Origin of the sequence: Paenibacillus litoralis (assembly GCF_046244365.1) — a bacterium.
In the GTDB taxonomy this organism is placed as follows: Bacteria; Bacillota; Bacilli; order Paenibacillales; family NBRC-103111; genus Paenibacillus_V.
Map to the genome: position 1 here is coordinate 1,677,881 of NZ_CP176395.1, position 16,620 is coordinate 1,694,500.

The following is a 16,620-nucleotide window of genomic DNA, read 5'->3' on the forward strand; positions in this document are numbered from 1 at the left end:
ATTTGTTTACGGTGGTGAAAGCTTTGAAAAAAAATAAATTTCAGCAAAAAAGAGAAGAGACTTTTCAAAAGCTCATTGAAGCGGCGGATACCTGTTTTTTGGAAAAGGGATTCGCAGCGACGACGCTGGGGGATATTGTGGCGCTTACCGGGCATACGAGAGGCGCTTTTTACACTCACTTCAAGAGCAAAGAAGAGATATTCCTCCATATTCTGGACTATCGTCAGCAGCTAAGCGGCGGCTGGACCGAAACTCCGAAACAATATCGTCCCGAAACCACAACGCTTGAAGAAGTCGTCACAATGAGCGTCCTGAAGCTGCAAGAAATGTTGAAGGGAAGTGAAAACTTCAAAAACTGGATCCTCGTTCTGGTCGATTTTTATTTACAGACGAAACACGATCCGGAAATGCGCAACGTTATGAAAAACAAGTACCTAGAGTGGGTTGCCGGTATCGAACGCTTTGTTGATACGTTGAAGGAACAAGGGTGGGTATCGCCGGATAAAGACAATCATCGTATCGCCAAGCAAATACTTGCCTATAACGACGGCTTTTCCGTAAATTCAGTCTTATTTGAAGGTCCCGATCCGAGTTCCTATATTCAAGGCTTGGTCAGGCTGTTATCTTAATTGTAGCCACCTTATTTGGCAAGAATACAAGTTCGATTGCCGATCGCTCACAAAATCAGGAGGGTTCAACAATCCGCGAAGCTGCGGCCCTTTTTGATGCAAACGATTAGGCTTTTGTCGTTGCCCGGCATAAAAGCTCTCGGGCATACGAAGCGCTTGCTCGATCGGCAAAACATTCCTTCCTTCGCGATACATACCCATGTCGGTATGTATTCGACGCCTTTGAGCAGAACGGAACCGCGGGATGATTTTTGAATGTTGAGACGAACGATAACACCGATTAAGGCGTCATCCATGTTGTGCAGCCGAGTGGAAATAAAATTGCCCAGCGAATAGAGCGCGAACCGTTTTCTCCTACGGCCCTCAATATCCTTCACAGTGCGGCAGGCATACCGCCGGCTGAAGCACATGCGGATGTGCGCCAAGAACCAGATCGGCTCCGTGATGAAAAAGGAATCGGACCAGCTCTTTTTGGTGCGCGGGCTGGAGTCCGGTGATATTCATATCCGCAATGGACGCAAACAATGATGTAATCCAAAATGGCGGAAGGCGATTGCCTTCCGCTAAGCATCGTGATAAGGGTGAGACGTTCGGTTCTTACGCTAAAACGTCATGGTATTCCGAGTGACGATCAAACTGACTTTTTGCAAACGGGCAAAGAGGTACGATCTTAAGCTGTTCCTCTCGGGCGTAATCAACGATGCGTTTCACAAGCGCATTCCCGACTTTCTGGCCTCGTAGGCTCTCGGAAACGAACGTATGATCCACGATAATTAGGTTATTTCCGTTCGGTACAAAGTGAATTTCGGCTGTTTTGTCACTTGCTTCACCGACATAAAAAGAGTTCTCGTCTTTTTTGATCTCCAACATAGTCCGTATCTCCTTCGTTCAGTTTTTTTGCATCCAACCACGTATCCCCGAAGTTCGACAATTGATTATACAAGCGTCATTATCGGTGCATACTTAAACCGATTGCATTGTAAGGTTAATCATAATTTGATAATGTGTCCATAGATTGAGGGAATGTGTATCGTTGTTCTATGATCATGTTATCATGCGACAAGAGACACAGGCAACTTTTTGGAAGGATCTAGAGGATTCTTGAGGGAGGATGATTGTGGTGACAATTCGGATTTATTCAGTTGATGAACAAGCTTCTGGACAATTCGATGAAGGTAAGATTGTGGAGCAAAAACCGATCGGGTTTCCCGGGGAAGGGTCAGCCGTTGATCGCGTTGGAACGTTGTTTTACTGGGCGTGGTTTCGCGCAAAGGAAGAGGCAAATCTCCCTATGCACCCCCATCGTGGATTTGAGATCTTGTCCTATTTGCTAGCGGGCTCCGTTCATCATCGGGATACGCTTGGGAATGAGCGATCGATTCAAGCGGGTGGTTTGCAACTTATGCAAACGGGCACCGGGGTTCAGCATGCCGAAAAGTACGGGAAAGAAACCTCCGGGTTTCAAATCTGGTTCGAGCCCTTTATGGGTGAGGCAAACAATACAACGCCAACTTATGCGGATTATGAAGATCGGGATTTTCCTGTTCAAATCCGAAACAAGGCAAGAATCAAAACGATTCTAGGTGCAGGCTCCCCGGTTCGAATGGTAGCTGACGCCCAAATGTGGGATCTTATACTTCCTGCCGGGCAGTCGTTTGAGCATGTGATTCCCGAAGGATATTCTATTGCGGGGCTTGCCGTAGAGGGTGAGTCCACTTGGCAATTTGGGATCGATTCGCATCAAGTAAGCGCCAATGAGTTCACAGTCTGCGAAGCGGAAAACACGCAAACCTTGCAAATAAAGTCCAAGGAACAGGCGGATTCACGGATCATTCTCATTCAAGTCCCTAGCATTCTGCCTTATGCTTCCTATAAAGAAGTTAAAATTCGCTTAGAGTCGAAACGTAAGTAACGAAGGGATACAATAGCAATGCTTAAAAGTCGCGTAGTTGCGGCTTTTTTTTGTTTTAACGATATATGTTCTTGTCAAAAACCAATGACAAGAACATATATCGTTTGCCGATTGAGGAGTATTACGTACATTATACCGGCCCTGTATCAAGAATCAGTTAATACTTGTTTTCGAGCAGGTTGGCGTGCCGGAAGAAAACAGAAAAGCGTCGTAACAAGGGCTGCTGTAATAAATACCACTGATCCCAATATGGAGTTCGATATAGCTTGAGCAAATTGCATCATTGAAGGTTGATCCGTATGAACCGTTACATTAAATACGGTAATGAGAACAGCCAAACCTAACGAGGAACCGCTTTGATGCGCGACATTAATCAGACCCGAAGCTGCACCGTTATCTTGAGGATCCACACCTGAGAGCCCCAGAACGGTAAGTGGTTGGAAAACCATTCCAGCCCCAATGCCCATGATGGTCAAGAGGATGAACATTTGCGGAAAGAACTGAGCTTGCCCGGAGACGATTCGGCTCATCCAGAGTGTACCAATGATGGCAAGTAGCAAACCGGCCATCAGGACTTTCCTATTTCCATAACGTTGCACTAACCCAGGTATTAGATACATCATCCCGAACTGGGCGACTGTAAACGGCAGGAAGGCTAAACCTGCTTCAAGCGAGCTGAAACCAAGGACGTTTTGCAAATATTGAGGGATAAAGAAAAAGAGTGAAAAATTCCCGCATACCATTAGGAACCTTCCAAGATAAGCCCCGGACCGCTGGCGGTTCGCAAACAATCGGAGAGGGATGATCGGCTCAGCCGCTCGAGATTCAATAAGAACGAATGCCGCTAATAAAACAATCCCGGCTGCAAGTGAAATCCATGTTTCGGGTTTCCCCCAACCGTGATCCGCAGCTTGAACAAAGCCGTATACCAACGCGGTCATGCCGATTACGGATGTCATCGCACCCCAAAGATCAAAACGCCCGGTTCTCGTATCAGTTTTCTGTATAAACCTCTTTACCAAATACAGCAAAGCAATCCCAATGGGTACATTGATAAACATCCCGACGCGCCAGGAAATAAAATCAGTGAAAAATCCGCCAAGAAGGAGACCGACACTGCCGCCTCCGGCCGAAACTGCGCTGTACATCGCGATTGCCCTAGCACGTTCCTTGGCCTCTACAAAGCTCGCTGAAAGCAATGCTAGTGCAGCAGGTGTTGCCAAAGCAGCCGCAAAGCCTTGGAATGCACGGGAGACAAGCAAAAATTCGGCTGTCGGCGCCAAACCTGCCAGCATAGAAGCAAGCGAAAATAATCCAATGCCTACACTAAGCATTCTTCTGCGCCCTAAAAGATCCCCTGCCCGGGCACCGAGCAACAAGAAACCGCCGAACGGCAAAATGTAGGCATTTTGGACCCAAGTCAAGCTGGTTGCCGTCATATGCAGCGATCGACCGATTTGAGGTATTGCCGTTACCATAATGGAGGCGTCAAGCACAACGATAAGTTGACATGCGATGATAATGGTTAAAATGATCCATTTTGACTGATGCATAATCATGCTCCTTTCCTTTTTTAAAGATAGTGTTCTGAAGAATATTATGGATGGAATCGGCGGAAAGAAGTAGACCGTTCCTGCTTAAAACTTGCCTAAAACTGCAAGTCGCTGTTTTTTATTTCGTTCAATTGCATTGCAATCTTTTCCAATGGCTTTATAATTTATATAAGGATGGGAGGAATGGAATTCATGCCGGAACAAAGATTGGATAATCACGCTATCATTGGAAAGAGTGTTTCTATTCATAAGAAAGCGCTGGATCAACTCATTGCCATGACGGATCGGATTACCCCCGCAGACGGACGGACACCAACCATTGTTCCGTTTCTTTCCATAGTCAGAAGCAGTCGCGAGACACAGCGAAGTATAGGTGTATTGACTCCTTCTTTTTGCCTGATCCTTCAAGGGACTAAGAGACTTTACCTTGGTCAAGAGATTATTCATTACTCAGCGGGTGATTATTTGGCGTCGCTGATCGATATGCCGGCTTCAGCCCAAGTCATCGGCGCTACGAAAGAATCGCCTTACATGGGGTTGCGCATCGATTTTACGACGCAAGAAATAGCTTCTGTGGCCATGGAGGCACAAATCGTCACGGAGCCAAAAGAGAATGATCTGAGTGCCGGAGCCTTTATCGGAAAAGCGGATGCCGAGCTGCTAGATATATTTTTCCGGTTACTGAAGCTAATCGATAAGCCTAAAGAAGTTCGATTTCTGTCCGAACTGATCAAAAGGGAAATGATTTTTAACTTACTGTCAGGTGATTTTGGGCACTTATTTTTCCAAAAGGTGCTCTTTGATCAAAGAGCGGATGGAGTCGGAAAGGCGATCCATTGGATCAAAGAAAATTACGCACGTTCTTTTACCATTGAGGAACTCGCAAAATCCTGCAACATGAGTACCTCCGGACTGCATCATAAATTCAAAGCGATCACAACAATCGGGCCTTTGCAGTATCAAAAGCAGCTCCGCCTTCAGGAAGCCAGGCGCCTGATGATGAGCGGTCCCATGGGGGCAACGATGGCAGCTATGACAGTAGGCTATGAAAGTCCTTCGCAATTCAATCGGGAATACCGGAGGCTTTTTGGTCTTCCTCCTCTGCAAGATATTAAAGCGCTGCGTAAAACTTCTTACGCTGGGGGATTCGAGGATAGTTAGTGATGGATGTCATCCCGAAGGAACGAGTTAACGGTAATAAAATTTTTCTAACGAATTCTGTAACAAACAGCCATTTTCGCTGCGGCTTTGTGCAGATTCTAACAAATTCTGAAACAACTAAAACGGAGCCACGCGGGTTTGCGTGCTCCGTTTTCTAATTATTTCTGGAATATCACAATAGCTCGAATCGGTTCGCTTCCTTCTTTGTTGTGTAAAAGACGTTGCCATCGATGCTGTCAAACCATGATACAGCATGGTCGGACAGTTTCATCTCGCCCGTCCCGTCTAGCGCGGACGAATATAACGCGTTGTCCTCGTCTTTTACATAGTATACCTTGCTGTCGATAACCCGGAACCAGTTGACGCTCGAGCCCACGATCTTATCACTCTTATTCGTTTTCAGGTTGATTCTGTAAATGTTATTTGCGTCAGAGTTGCTGCGTGAAGCAAGCACGTACACATCGTCTCCGATGACGGCTATGAAAGGAGCAGCGTCACGTCGGACTCCTAACGAGCTACCGCCCGACGTAACAGCGTACATCAGATCCGGGTCGCCAATACCCTTGCGGTTCGCCCCTGCCTGGCCCGATGGCGACAAATACAAGTTGCCGCCTTCGAACGCTGAAGCACCCAGATTGATGATTAATGTTCCGTACGGCGTATCACGGAAATCGAGATACCCTTGATGTAACAGCTGCGCTTTCCCGTCGTCGCCTATTTTTACGAACTCATCGTGACCCATGATACCTCCCCCGAGGTGATAGGTAAACCACAGCGTGTTGTCACGGATTTGAAAGGATACATGCTTTTGCAGCCCTTCGGAGGTTTTGATGGTATAGGAATAAATCTCTTCCTTGTTGGACGGTTGTTGCACGGGAGCTCGATATACATGGTTCGTCGTGTCTGTCGTCTCGACGAAATAATAATACTCCTTGAACAGGGCGATATCGTTCTCCCCGGCATATTCGGGAAGGCCGACCGTTTGCAGCTGCGGGTTATGAGACGCGATGCTAAGGCCGTCGGTATCGTCCCACCGGTAATCCCATCCGAATTCGTCGTGTGCGAAACGCCATGTCAATGGAAAATACGTCACATCCCGGAAGCTTAACAACGGATATTCTTCTTTGGAATTGTCGATCGTCTTGCCGTTGATCGTGACGGCCGATGCGGGAACCTCAGCCGCTAAGGAGGCCGCGTTGCGACGCTCGGACTTGTATGGCACATACGAGGAGGTCACACGGCTTTGCATGATGTTCAAGCCGTCGTCCGGCGACCAATTCGCCTCCAAACCGAGCAGTCTGGTATCGTACCACGTCATCGGAAAATAGGTGATATCGTGATAAACCAGAAGCGGGTATTCGCGGTATTGATTTTCCACCGTATGACCGTTCAGGTTCACAGCAAAATCCGGCAGCGTAACCCTCACGCTCATATCCGCGGCTCGACTGTACCCCGCAGGCGCCAATAAGCTCATGCATAACGAAAAAACGACCGTATATCCGGCCCATTTTTTTCTCATCGTTGCGTCATCCCTCCTCCGTTGATTTAAACGCAGGATCGTGGTGAAAAGTTACAGATCGCCTTCGCTCACCTCCCTCGGGCAAGAAAGTTGATCGGTTATCGTTATAAAATTGCGAATGAAATTTGATTAAAATGAAAGAGTTATGTATAATTATTCATAATATTGAAATTATATGCGTTCATGAGGGGGAGGTTTAATGAAATACAAAGTATTTATCGACGGACAAGAAGGGACGACAGGTTTGAAGATCTTTGAGGATCTGTCAAAACTATCGGACATAGAAGTTCTCCGGATTGACTCCGACAAAAGAAAAAATACGGAAGAACGAAGTAAATTCCTTAGTGAGGCAGATATCGTTTTTCTTTGTCTTCCCGATTCGGCTGCAAAAGAGTCAATTGGGCTTGTGAAAAATGGAAAAACAAGAATCATTAATACCAGCACAACCTTTAGAACGGATAAAAATTGGATTTATGGTCTGCCTGAGTTAAAAAACCAAAGGGAATTCATACGGTCCGCATCGAGAGTCTCCGTTCCAGGTTGTCATGCAACCGGTTTTATTCTTACTATCAGACCACTGATTGAAGCCGGCATTCTTCAAAAAGATTATCCCATTACGTGTTTTTCCGTGACTGGCTATTCCGGAGCTGGAAGAAGCGGGATAGAAGAATATGAGCATTCATCATTACATGCTTCAAGAAAACTCAATGTTCCAAGACATTATGCGTTGCACCACAATCATAAACATATACCTGAGATGTTAATGTATTCAGGGCTTTCATATGAACCGTTATTCACGCCTATTAAAGCTAATTACGCACAAGGACTAGCAATGTCAGTGCCGTTAATTAGTAGGATTTTGCCCAAAAACTCTTCTGCAAAAGATGTGCATGAAGTATTATCAACGTATTTTGAATCAGAGCGTTTTGTTCATGTGATGCCGTACGATTCAGAAGCATACCTTGATGAAGGACATTTCATGATTTCTGAATGCAATCATACGAACCGACTGGAGATTTTTGTTTTTGGACAAAACGACAAGATAACTATTATTTCAAGATACGATAATTTAGGTAAAGGTGCATCAGGTGCTGCAATACAAAATATGAATCTCATGCTTGGATTCGATGAAGGAAATAGTTTGGTGAACGAAATCGGATTACACTAGAAGTTCTCCGCTGACGGATAACGAGAGCTTAATAAACAATAAGGATGAGGCTGCCGGCAAGGATCGGGCAGCCTCGTTACGCTATAGGGGGATATAACGCAACTTTCCAACCACTGGAAGCGTTAAAATTAAGGGCTGTAGCTTGGAAACAATACATTTAGAACGTCGTGTAGGAAGAATAAATGATCTTTAGAGATGGAGGAATCGTTATGGAGACGAAGGATAATCATTCAATTGATAGCACTGTGGAATCAATCAAAAGCTTATCAGAAAAAGATGCGAAGACTTTCTTGAACCTAATATATGCAATTTTGAAAGAAAACGAGATTTCGAGCGAACAATTGATTTCAAATGTATTATCCATTTATGAGAAAAAGATCCCGAGAGTAGTTAGATCAAGACAGGAAAATGAATAATTAATCATCAGTTGCAATAAGACGTTATGCAGAAAAGATATCTGAAGTTGCACTATATATGTATTCCCTGTCTCTCCCAGTACGATTTGAGAAATGTATAAATGGTTACCTTCCCAATTACTTCGGAACCACACCCCGGCAAAAATTCCCGAGGCGTGGTTCTTTCTTTTCCCTCGCTATCTGTGCCATCATGAATTTGGGGGCGATGAACATGTTTAATGACTTTAAGCTCACGGATGACCGACCGCTCTATATCCAGGTGAAAGATTACTTGAAACGTCTGATTATAAAAGGATCCCTGCAAGCCGATCAGAAGCTTCCTTCCACCCGCGAGCTCGGCTTGCTGCTCGCCGTCAGCCGCAACACCGTTATTTCCGCCTACGCCGAGCTGGAGGGAGACGGCTTCGTCTATGCGGTTCAGGGGAAAGGCAGCTATGTTGCTGCAGTTTCCGCTCCGCCCGGCGCAGCCGCCCCATCCTGCGAAATCGATTGGCAATCGCGTATAAACGAATATGCGCGGCAAGCAGTAGAGCTGGACCGGATGAAACGCGGCATTCGAGCAGATAAAAGCGTCATCTCGTTTACCAGCATTGCACCCGACGAGAAGTTGTTCGATCTGGACAATGTAAAGCGCGCTTTTCTAGACCGAATAGCGGAGGAGGGGGGCGTACTGCTGAATTACGGATACGCGAAAGGGTATAAACCGCTTATCGATTATTTACTGAAATATATGGAGCAAAAGGGCGTCGATCTGAGCGGGAAAGATTTGCTGATAACGAACGGCTTCACGGAAGCGTTCGATATCGTGATGTCCGCTTTTCGCAGGAAAGACGGCGGATCGGTCATTTGCGAAAACCCGACCCATTACACCGCCATCAAAAACTTGAGACTGAACGGCTTCGACATTACGGGCATTCCGATGGAGCGTGACGGCATCAATCTGGCCGAGCTAGAACGTGCATTGACGGAACGGGCTTACGATTGTGCATATTTGATCCCGTCCTACCATAATCCTACTGGCATCGTAACGTCCCCTGAGAAAAGACTGGCGATCATGCAGCTTATGGCCCGTCACCGCATCCCAGTCATCGAAGACGGCTTCAACGAGGAACTGCGTTATTCGGGTTCGCATGTATCCCCTTTAATCGCAACGGCCGGACAAGGCAATGGGGTTATTTATATCGGCAGCTTCTCCAAAGTGCTCTTCCCTGGTCTCCGAGTTGGCTGGGTACTGGCGGACCGCCGGCTGATCGATTGCCTGGAAAGCATCAAACGGGCCCGCAGCATTCACACCTCGACGCTTGATCAATCGGTGCTCTTTCAATATCTCTATAATGGCAATCTGGAGAAATATTTGAAAAAAGCCCGTGCTCATTATAAACGAAAATACGAGTGGACGAAGCATTGCTGCAAAATGCACCTCCCTTATAAAAGACTGTCGGGAGACGGAGGCCTGCATCTGTTTGTCGAATTCGACGAGTGTTTCGATACGACGGCACTGCTTAACGAGTGTTCCGGCCAAGGGGTTATTTTTACGCCAGGGGATATGTTTTACACAGACGGGGGAGGAAGGCATACGATGCGGCTCGGATTCTCGAGAGTGCCGGATGATGATATCGGCAAAGGGCTTGAAATTATCGGACGGACGGTCAAACAACACATGAGATAACGAGGTGCGAACATGAAAGTCGGCGTCAGTTGGGGAGGCATATCGTCGGAACGTTACTTAAAGTGTCGAATGCATTTTCGTATTAACTATTTTGGGGAGATTGTAATGAACAACAAAACGACAAGCGGCTGGATCAATGGTTTCCTGGGTGTACTCATCTTCAGCGGCTCGCTGCCCGCAACACGCGTGGCTGTAGTGGATTTTGATCCTTTGTTCCTCACCGTATGCCGCGCCGCCATCGCTGGGGTGCTTGCAGGAGCGCTTCTCCTCGTCTTCCGGCAACAAAGACCTGTTCGAAGCGACATCGTTCCGCTATTGGTGGTAGCACTCGGCGTGGTAGTGGGTTTTCCGCTACTGTCAGCCTTGGCGCTACAGTATGTCACATCCGCGCATGCCATTATGTTCATTGGACTTCTGCCGCTTGCGACGGCAGTTTTCGGGGTACTACGCGGCGGTGAACGCCCTCGATCAATCTTTTGGATCTTCTCAGCTTTAGGCAGCTTCCTTGTGGCAGGATTCGCTCTAACCCAGGGGTTTACATCTTCGCCGGTCGGCGATGCGTTCATGCTGGCTGCTATCATCGTGTGCGGTCTCGGTTACGCTGAAGGGGCGCGGCTCTCACGGAGGCTAGGGGGTTGGCAGGTGATCTCCTGGGCGCTCGTTCTGTCGCTTCCCGTTATGTCACTGCTCTCGTTCTATTACATGCCGGTCTCGTGGGCGGGTATCGGTCGTTCCGCTCTCTTTAGCCTTGCTTATGTCTCCCTGTTCAGCATGCTCATCGGCTTTGTGTTCTGGTATCGTGGTCTTGCCCAGGGCGGCATAGCGGCGGTCGGACAGTTACAACTTCTCCAGCCTTTCCTTGGCTTGCTGCTTGCATCTCTCGTTCTACACGAGCCAATCGGTTGGCCTATATTTACAGTGAATATCGCTGTCGTACTGTGCGTGGCCATCGCACGGCGGTTCACAGTCAACTCCGATATCGAAGTGAAAGGACAAATCTTTCATCAAGGGCGAAAGAAACAGTACACTAATGGGAACTAGAGTTCAACATCCAAGAGAACGAGGCTGCCGAGAAAACGATCGGCAGCCTCGTTATGCTATGGGGCAATTATCATGAATTTATTAGGATTAAATCAGCTATTAAAAAGAGATAAAATGGTATATTTGGATTAACATACTTAGGCGGTGATAGTGTATGGAGCATGAACAACCTAAACATTTCATTGCGGTTTCAGCTTTGGTGAAAAACGAAAAAGACGAAGTCTTATTACTTAGAACTCATTGGCGATCGGATACATGGGAAATGCCGGGAGGGAATGTCGAGACAGGGGAACCGTTAGACGAGGCTGTTCGAAGGGAGTTTCTTGAGGAGACGGGGATTTTAATCCGTCCCCTTGGCATAACAGGGGTGTATTATAATGCGACGAGGCATGTTTTATCAGTAGTGTTTAATGCGGAGTACATCAGCGGCGATATCAAAATTCAACCAGAGGAAATTCTAGAAGCGAGGTATATCCAACTAAACGAATCGAACATTGACCAATACATAACTCGCCCGCAACAAAAGTCTCGTACACTTGATGCTATGAAAGCAAAGTGTTTTGTTCCATATGAAACTTGGGAAGTAAGTCCACAGTATAACTTATTGTCCAGATTACACAATGAATAATGATAATGAAGAACGAGAGCCTTGATGGAAGAATGGGGGCAAAAAGGTGGTTCCTAAGCATATTATTTCTGCGGCAACGATTGTAATAAATGAACGTAACGAAATTCTATTAATAAAAGGCCCTAGGAGAGGGTGGGAAATGCCGGGGGGGCAGGTTGAAGAAGGCGAGTCGCTGAAAGATGCGGCGATTCGGGAAACAAAGGAAGAGAGCGGTTTGGATATAGAGGTGACAAAATTTTGTGGCGTTTTTCAAAATGTAGGTGAGTGTATTTGTAACACTTTATTTTTAGGCAGAGCAGTCGGAGGAGAATTAACAACGACCCCAGAGTCTTTAGAAGTAGGATTTTTTCCATTAGAAGTAGCCTTAGAAATGGTAACCTGGAAAAATTTCAGGCAGAGAATAGAGCTTTGTTTGAATGAAGAACGGCATCCTTTTTATGTTGAATTTTGATAAGTGAATATAAACACCTTTAGGCGCTGAAAGCCGGATAACCCCAATCAGAAAAGCAATTTCCTGATCGGGGTATTTTTATTTTCACGATTATTTTTTTCTTTTCATCGCTTCAATTGCTGCGAATCAGTAGGCGTTTTCTCGGAAACTGAAAGTATTCTTCGAAAACCGTAGAGTAGTTGCAGGTGTATCGGATCTGTTGATTTACCGGTATCGACTGCTGCCTTATGATGACGATGGAAGGAGGGGAGATAGTAATTGTAAACGGTTACAAAATGTCGAGAATAAACGGCTTTGCCGACTTTTTGGCGGTGCGTTTACCGAGAAGTCGAACTATCAGCGGAGGGTATGCTTTCCGAGATTTTCAAAAAGGGACGGTGTGTTCATGGTCAATCGCAGGTGGCAGCGTAGAACGGCTATTTCAATCGTATTCGCAATGGGATTCAGTCTGATACTAAACTTGTTTTCGTTTCAAATCGCGCATTATACGTCGTGATCGACGCCTTGCACGATATGCTTGGCCGCCAGCTTTTTAATAGAAGTTTCGGCCCAATGACCGATGACGTCCGTAAACGGCTTCTCGTACTCCAATACGGCAAAAGTCGAGAAGTGTCCGGTTTCGAAACGCACTCGGCCGTATTTCTCGCCACAAGCAGCTTGTAAAGTCTGAGGCGATTTCCAGCTAATCCTAGCATCCGGCATAGATACAGTCAAGTAGCCTACCAGTTTGTAAGCGCATAATTTTAGTGTTGACACATTCATTCGAGGGAGGTATAGTTGTTTCTAAACTGGTAGGCAACCGGTATGTAACAAGTGATCGACGAAAGCAGGGGGCTCTATAGCACGAGAACGGCTATGAAACGAGTATCGCAAGATCATCAACAGGGGAGGCATATGTCGAATATGAAGGATTTGCTCGTTATGGGGCAAGAAACACGAACGGTTCCCGGACGATGGGAGAAGCTGAAACGGAGAATGTGGCGCGAACGATTCGTGTATTTGCTGCTGCTTCCCGGAGCGCTGTACTATCTCGTCTACAAATATGTTCCGATGGCCGGTCTTATCATCGCCTTTCAGGATTTCAACCCGTTCAACGAAAGCATTTGGGCGAACGAATGGGTAGGTCTTCATTATTTCGCTAGAATTTTCGAGGACGCGGAAGTCGTCAAAGTCATTTGGAATACGCTGCAGATCGCTTTTCTGCAAATTTTCATGGCGTTTCCGATATCGATCGTACTTGCGCTCATGCTTAACGAAGTAAAGAACGGCACGTATAAGCGGATCGTCCAATCGATGGTGTATTTGCCGCATTTTCTGTCGTGGGTCGTAGTCGCCGGTATTTTCGTCGTTTTTCTGCGCGGCGAGGGCTTGATCAACACGTTTCTGGTTCAGGAGCTGAAATGGGATCCCATTCCATTCCTGACCGACCCGGCTTTGTTCAAGCCGGTCATCATTTTGCAGATCATTTGGAAGGAGTCCGGCTGGAGCACCATCATTTTTCTGGCGGCGCTGGCGGGCGTCAATCCTTCGCTTTACGAAGCGGCGGTCATCGACGGGGCGAACCGCTGGCGGCAGCTGTGGCATGTTACGCTTCCGGCGATCCGCAGCGTCATCATTATCCTGTTCATCCTCCGTCTGGGGAATGTGCTGGATACAGGCTTCGAGCAAATTTTCCTCATGCTGAATCCTTTCAATATGGAGTCCGGGAACGTCCTGGATACTTACGTGTACTATAAGGGCATTCAGCAAGGCGACGTCAGCTTCGCAACCGCAGTCGGCATGTTCAAGGGACTGGTCGGACTGGTGCTTGTGGTGCTGGCCAACCGAGCTGCCAAACGGTTCGGCGAGGACGGCTTATACTAGGACGAAAAGGTGTGACACACAGAGGATGAACAATCGATCCGTATCCGAAAAAATAACCGACGGCATCAACGTCGCGCTGCTGCTCGTTATCGCCGCTTCGATGCTGTTTCCTTTCATTCATATTTTTGCCGTATCTTTCTCTTCGCTTAAGGATGTGCTGGAGCGGGACCTGATCATGTGGCCGCGGGAATGGGTGACGGACGCGTACGCGACCATACTGTCATCCAAAAATTTTATCCGTTCCCTTGGCGTCACGGCCTACGTTACGATCGTCGGAACGCTGGTCAACTTATTTTTCACATCGACGATGGCTTACGCGCTTACCCGCAATGCGCTCGGACAACGCACCATGTTGATGCTGATCGTGTTCACGATCTTATTTTCCGCAGGCATGATCCCGACGTATTTAATCGTCAAAGAGACGGGACTCATCAATTCGCTATGGGCATTGATCATTCCGGGGGCGATCAGTTCCTTTAACCTTATCGTCATCCGGCAGTTTTTCCTAAGCATTCCGAACGAGCTGAACGAAGCCGCGCTTATCGACGGCGCCAACGAATTGAGAACGTTTTTCTCGATCATTTTGCCTCTATCCAAGCCTTCGCTCGCCGCATTCAGCCTGTTCTACGCGGTAGGCCACTGGAACACGTACTTTGCCGGCATTCTCTATTTGAGCGATCCCGCCAAATGGCCGATTCAGGTCATCTTAAGGCAGATCGTCATCGTGAACGAGCCGACGGCCGCGCTCGGCCAGGAAGTCATGATGATGATGGAGGAGCCGCCGCCGCCGATTACGATTCAGATGGCCGCGATTTTGCTGGCGACGGTCCCGATTCTGATCGTTTACCCGTTTCTGCAAAAGCATTTTGCCAAGGGGGTGATGCTGGGCTCGGTGAAAGGGTAAAGATCGCCGATAGCGGAATGCGCAGCATGAAGAGCCTAATGACGAACGTTATTGCTTGATGGACGAACATTTACGGAGGGGTGTCGCAATGAATAGGAAAAAACTAGGGATTATGCTTATGGCCGCTTCCATGGCGCTTGCAGCTTGCAGCTCGGGAGGCAAAGACGAGCCCAAATCTTCGCCGGGGGGCGGAAGCAGCGCAGCGCCTTCTCAGAGCCCTGCGGCCAGCAGCAATAAAAAGCATGAAATATCGGGTATTACTTACGTGTTCGGCAATCCTGCGCCGGTGGGCGGACCCGGGCAGAAGGCGCTGAACGAGAAATTCAACGTCGATTACAAAGTGGAGAAAGTGCCGCAGGAAAATTTCGTTGAGAAGCTTACGGCCGTTGTGGCCGGGGGGCAGACGCCGGATATGATCGGCTTCCGTCCGAACGATCTGACTTTGTTCCAGAAATGGGCGAAGCAAGGCGCCTTCCTTCCGATCGACGATGCGACGATCGCCAAATATCCGACGCTTAAAGCGGTGCCGAAGGAAGTATGGGATCAATTCAAAGTGAACGGCAAAATATACGCGATCCCGTCCTGGGCGCCGATCGAAGGCAATTCCTTCATGATCCGCAAGGATTGGCTCGATAAATTGGGGCTGAAGGTGCCGACCAGCTACGAAGAGCTGAAGCAGGTCGCCATAGCCTTTACGAAGAACGACCCGGACAAAAACGGCAAAGACGATACATACGGTCTTGCCATGGGGCAAAATATCAATCCGGATTTTGCGATGGGCCCTTACTGGCAGGCCGGCACGTGGTATCATAAAGATAAAGACGGCAATTTCATTCCCGGCATCATGTCCGAGGGACGCAAGCAGCTCGTCCAATTTTTCGCCGACCTGAACAAAGAGAAAGCGGTTACACCCGATTTCGCGGTACTGAACTGGGCCGATACGAACGCGCAGTTCTACTCCGGCAAAGCCGGCGTATTCCTCGTCGCGCCGCGCGGCATGTCGCAAGCGTACATGGAAGGGCTGTTGAAGCTGAATCCTGGCGCGGAATTCGCCGTATTGGCGCCGTTCAAGCAGCCGGACGGCCATCAAGGCTTTACCGCCGGCACCGGCTATGCGCGCTTTAACGCCCTGAACGCCAAGCTGGCCAAAGATCCGGAGAAATTGAACAAGGTGCTGGAATTGCACGATTTCTCCCGGACCTTCTATCCGTCTGCGCAGCAGAACGCGGCCAACAAAAATTTCGACTTCTTCTACGGCGGCGAGGGAGCCGGCTACAAGATGGAGAACGGCAAGCGCGTCATGTTGAAGCCGCAAGAAGGCCTGGATCCTTCCGTATACTTCCAGGATAATACGAACTGGGTGCCGGCCGGGACGGATCCGGAATTCGATAAGGCGTATACGGAGCCGAAGCTTATCCAGGCAACCAAAGATTTAATGGCGCTTAATAAGGATATGAAGCATTTCTACCCGCCGAATTTCGGCATCATCTCCGAGACGGAAACGACGAAAGGCGCCGAGCTGACCACCTTCATGATGAACGAGCAAACGAAGATGATCGTCGGGCAGCGTCCGATATCCGATTGGGACGCCCTGGTGCAGGAATACCTGAAGCGCGGCGGAGCGCAAATCATCAAAGAAATGAACGACGGCATTAAAGAGCGGGGCTATAAAGACTTGCTTTGGAAATAAGAGAGAAGTCGTATCG

Annotated in this window: 17 protein-coding genes; 11 read left to right on the plus strand and 6 right to left on the minus strand. The window is 47.9% G+C overall.

Translation table 11 applies throughout. From position 1 onward, the window contains the following. The first annotated feature begins 23 nt into the window (after positions 1-23). A complete protein-coding gene (locus tag ACKGJP_RS07005) occupies positions 24-629 on the plus strand; it encodes a TetR/AcrR family transcriptional regulator (RefSeq protein WP_409344950.1) in 606 nt (201 codons plus the stop codon). Between the two features lie 65 nt (positions 630-694). On the opposite strand, the gene ACKGJP_RS07010 is transcribed toward ACKGJP_RS07005, so the two are convergent. The 3 genes from ACKGJP_RS07010 to ACKGJP_RS07020 all read right to left on the minus strand — a co-directional run bounded on the left by ACKGJP_RS07010 (position 695) and on the right by ACKGJP_RS07020 (position 1,499). Then, a complete protein-coding gene (locus ACKGJP_RS07010) occupies positions 695-1,054 on the minus strand; it encodes a hypothetical protein (RefSeq protein WP_409347360.1) in 360 nt (119 codons plus the stop codon). Next, complete coding sequence (locus ACKGJP_RS07015; protein ID WP_409347093.1) at positions 993-1,133, minus strand: CapA family protein; 141 nt, start codon at positions 1,131-1,133, stop codon at positions 993-995. The genes ACKGJP_RS07010 and ACKGJP_RS07015 overlap by 62 nt, the downstream gene beginning before the upstream one ends. Positions 1,134-1,226: 93 nt before the next feature. Further along, entirely contained in the window at positions 1,227-1,499 is a 273-nt protein-coding gene (locus tag ACKGJP_RS07020; protein WP_409344951.1) for a GNAT family N-acetyltransferase, read from the minus strand. Between the two features lie 250 nt (positions 1,500-1,749). Here ACKGJP_RS07020 and ACKGJP_RS07025 point away from each other — a divergent pair, with 250 nt between their 5' ends. Further along, complete coding sequence (locus ACKGJP_RS07025) at positions 1,750-2,541, plus strand: pirin family protein (RefSeq protein WP_409344952.1); 792 nt, start codon at positions 1,750-1,752, stop codon at positions 2,539-2,541. A gap of 146 nt (positions 2,542-2,687) precedes the next feature. Here ACKGJP_RS07025 and ACKGJP_RS07030 read toward each other — a convergent pair whose 3' ends face one another. Beyond that, a complete protein-coding gene (locus tag ACKGJP_RS07030) occupies positions 2,688-4,094 on the minus strand; it encodes an MFS transporter (protein ID WP_409344953.1) in 1,407 nt (468 codons plus the stop codon). A 192-nt stretch (positions 4,095-4,286) separates the two neighbouring features. Between ACKGJP_RS07030 and ACKGJP_RS07035 the strand changes: the two genes are divergently transcribed. Then, the gene (locus ACKGJP_RS07035) at positions 4,287-5,255 is read left to right on the plus strand and encodes an AraC family transcriptional regulator N-terminal domain-containing protein (protein WP_409344954.1); all 969 of its coding nucleotides are present in this window, start codon (positions 4,287-4,289) and stop codon (positions 5,253-5,255) included. A gap of 172 nt (positions 5,256-5,427) precedes the next feature. Here ACKGJP_RS07035 and ACKGJP_RS07040 read toward each other — a convergent pair whose 3' ends face one another. Beyond that, a complete protein-coding gene (locus ACKGJP_RS07040; RefSeq protein ID WP_409344955.1) occupies positions 5,428-6,774 on the minus strand; it encodes a DUF5050 domain-containing protein in 1,347 nt (448 codons plus the stop codon). 199 nt (positions 6,775-6,973) lie between these two features. Here ACKGJP_RS07040 and argC point away from each other — a divergent pair, with 199 nt between their 5' ends. From argC to ACKGJP_RS07065, 5 genes are all read left to right on the plus strand, one after another. After that, entirely contained in the window at positions 6,974-7,942 is a 969-nt protein-coding gene (argC, locus tag ACKGJP_RS07045; RefSeq protein ID WP_409344956.1) for an N-acetyl-gamma-glutamyl-phosphate reductase, read from the plus strand. A gap of 627 nt (positions 7,943-8,569) precedes the next feature. Next, on the plus strand, positions 8,570-10,027 hold the full coding sequence (locus ACKGJP_RS07050) for a PLP-dependent aminotransferase family protein (RefSeq protein ID WP_409344957.1): 1,458 nt from the start codon (positions 8,570-8,572) through the stop codon (positions 10,025-10,027). A 105-nt stretch (positions 10,028-10,132) separates the two neighbouring features. Next, positions 10,133-11,068 (plus strand): DMT family transporter, encoded by a 936-nt coding sequence (locus ACKGJP_RS07055; protein ID WP_409347094.1) that lies wholly within the window; start codon positions 10,133-10,135, stop codon positions 11,066-11,068. A gap of 154 nt (positions 11,069-11,222) precedes the next feature. Beyond that, positions 11,223-11,696, plus strand: coding sequence for an NUDIX hydrolase (locus tag ACKGJP_RS07060; RefSeq protein WP_409344958.1), 474 nt, complete (start codon positions 11,223-11,225; stop codon positions 11,694-11,696). 46 nt (positions 11,697-11,742) lie between these two features. Beyond that, positions 11,743-12,147 carry an NUDIX hydrolase gene (locus tag ACKGJP_RS07065; protein ID WP_409344959.1) on the plus strand — a complete coding sequence of 135 codons (405 nt, stop codon included), beginning with the start codon at positions 11,743-11,745 and terminating at the stop codon, positions 12,145-12,147. 483 nt (positions 12,148-12,630) lie between these two features. Here ACKGJP_RS07065 and ACKGJP_RS07070 read toward each other — a convergent pair whose 3' ends face one another. Next, on the minus strand, positions 12,631-12,777 hold the full coding sequence (locus tag ACKGJP_RS07070; RefSeq protein ID WP_409344960.1) for an S-layer homology domain-containing protein: 147 nt from the start codon (positions 12,775-12,777) through the stop codon (positions 12,631-12,633). Between the two features lie 264 nt (positions 12,778-13,041). Between ACKGJP_RS07070 and ACKGJP_RS07075 the strand changes: the two genes are divergently transcribed. From ACKGJP_RS07075 to ACKGJP_RS07085, 3 genes are all read left to right on the plus strand, one after another. Next, on the plus strand, positions 13,042-14,010 hold the full coding sequence (locus ACKGJP_RS07075; RefSeq protein ID WP_409344961.1) for an ABC transporter permease: 969 nt from the start codon (positions 13,042-13,044) through the stop codon (positions 14,008-14,010). A gap of 25 nt (positions 14,011-14,035) precedes the next feature. Next, positions 14,036-14,914 (plus strand): carbohydrate ABC transporter permease, encoded by an 879-nt coding sequence (locus ACKGJP_RS07080; RefSeq protein ID WP_409344962.1) that lies wholly within the window; start codon positions 14,036-14,038, stop codon positions 14,912-14,914. Between the two features lie 88 nt (positions 14,915-15,002). Further along, positions 15,003-16,604, plus strand: a complete 1,602-nt coding sequence (locus ACKGJP_RS07085) for an extracellular solute-binding protein (RefSeq protein WP_409344963.1) — start codon at positions 15,003-15,005, stop codon at positions 16,602-16,604. Positions 16,605-16,620 lie beyond the last annotated feature (16 nt).

What these genes read in the sequence shown, in the direction of transcription:
- ACKGJP_RS07015 (WP_409347093.1), bottom strand. Translation starts at nt 1,133, where the DNA reads ATGAATATCACCGGACTCCAGCCCGCGCACCAAAAAGAGCTGGTCCGA.
- ACKGJP_RS07020 (WP_409344951.1), bottom strand. Translation starts at nt 1,499, where the DNA reads ATGTTGGAGATCAAAAAAGACGAGAACTCTTTTTATGTCGGTGAAGCA.
- ACKGJP_RS07030 (WP_409344953.1), bottom strand. Translation starts at nt 4,094, where the DNA reads ATGCATCAGTCAAAATGGATCATTTTAACCATTATCATCGCATGTCAA.
- ACKGJP_RS07035 (WP_409344954.1), top strand. Translation starts at nt 4,287, where the DNA reads ATGCCGGAACAAAGATTGGATAATCACGCTATCATTGGAAAGAGTGTT.
- ACKGJP_RS07040 (WP_409344955.1), bottom strand. Translation starts at nt 6,774, where the DNA reads ATGAGAAAAAAATGGGCCGGATATACGGTCGTTTTTTCGTTATGCATG.
- argC (WP_409344956.1), top strand. Translation starts at nt 6,974, where the DNA reads ATGAAATACAAAGTATTTATCGACGGACAAGAAGGGACGACAGGTTTG.
- ACKGJP_RS07050 (WP_409344957.1), top strand. Translation starts at nt 8,570, where the DNA reads ATGTTTAATGACTTTAAGCTCACGGATGACCGACCGCTCTATATCCAG.
- ACKGJP_RS07055 (WP_409347094.1), top strand. Translation starts at nt 10,133, where the DNA reads ATGAACAACAAAACGACAAGCGGCTGGATCAATGGTTTCCTGGGTGTA.
- ACKGJP_RS07060 (WP_409344958.1), top strand. Translation starts at nt 11,223, where the DNA reads ATGGAGCATGAACAACCTAAACATTTCATTGCGGTTTCAGCTTTGGTG.
- ACKGJP_RS07075 (WP_409344961.1), top strand. Translation starts at nt 13,042, where the DNA reads ATGTCGAATATGAAGGATTTGCTCGTTATGGGGCAAGAAACACGAACG.
- ACKGJP_RS07080 (WP_409344962.1), top strand. Translation starts at nt 14,036, where the DNA reads ATGAACAATCGATCCGTATCCGAAAAAATAACCGACGGCATCAACGTC.
- ACKGJP_RS07085 (WP_409344963.1), top strand. Translation starts at nt 15,003, where the DNA reads ATGAATAGGAAAAAACTAGGGATTATGCTTATGGCCGCTTCCATGGCG.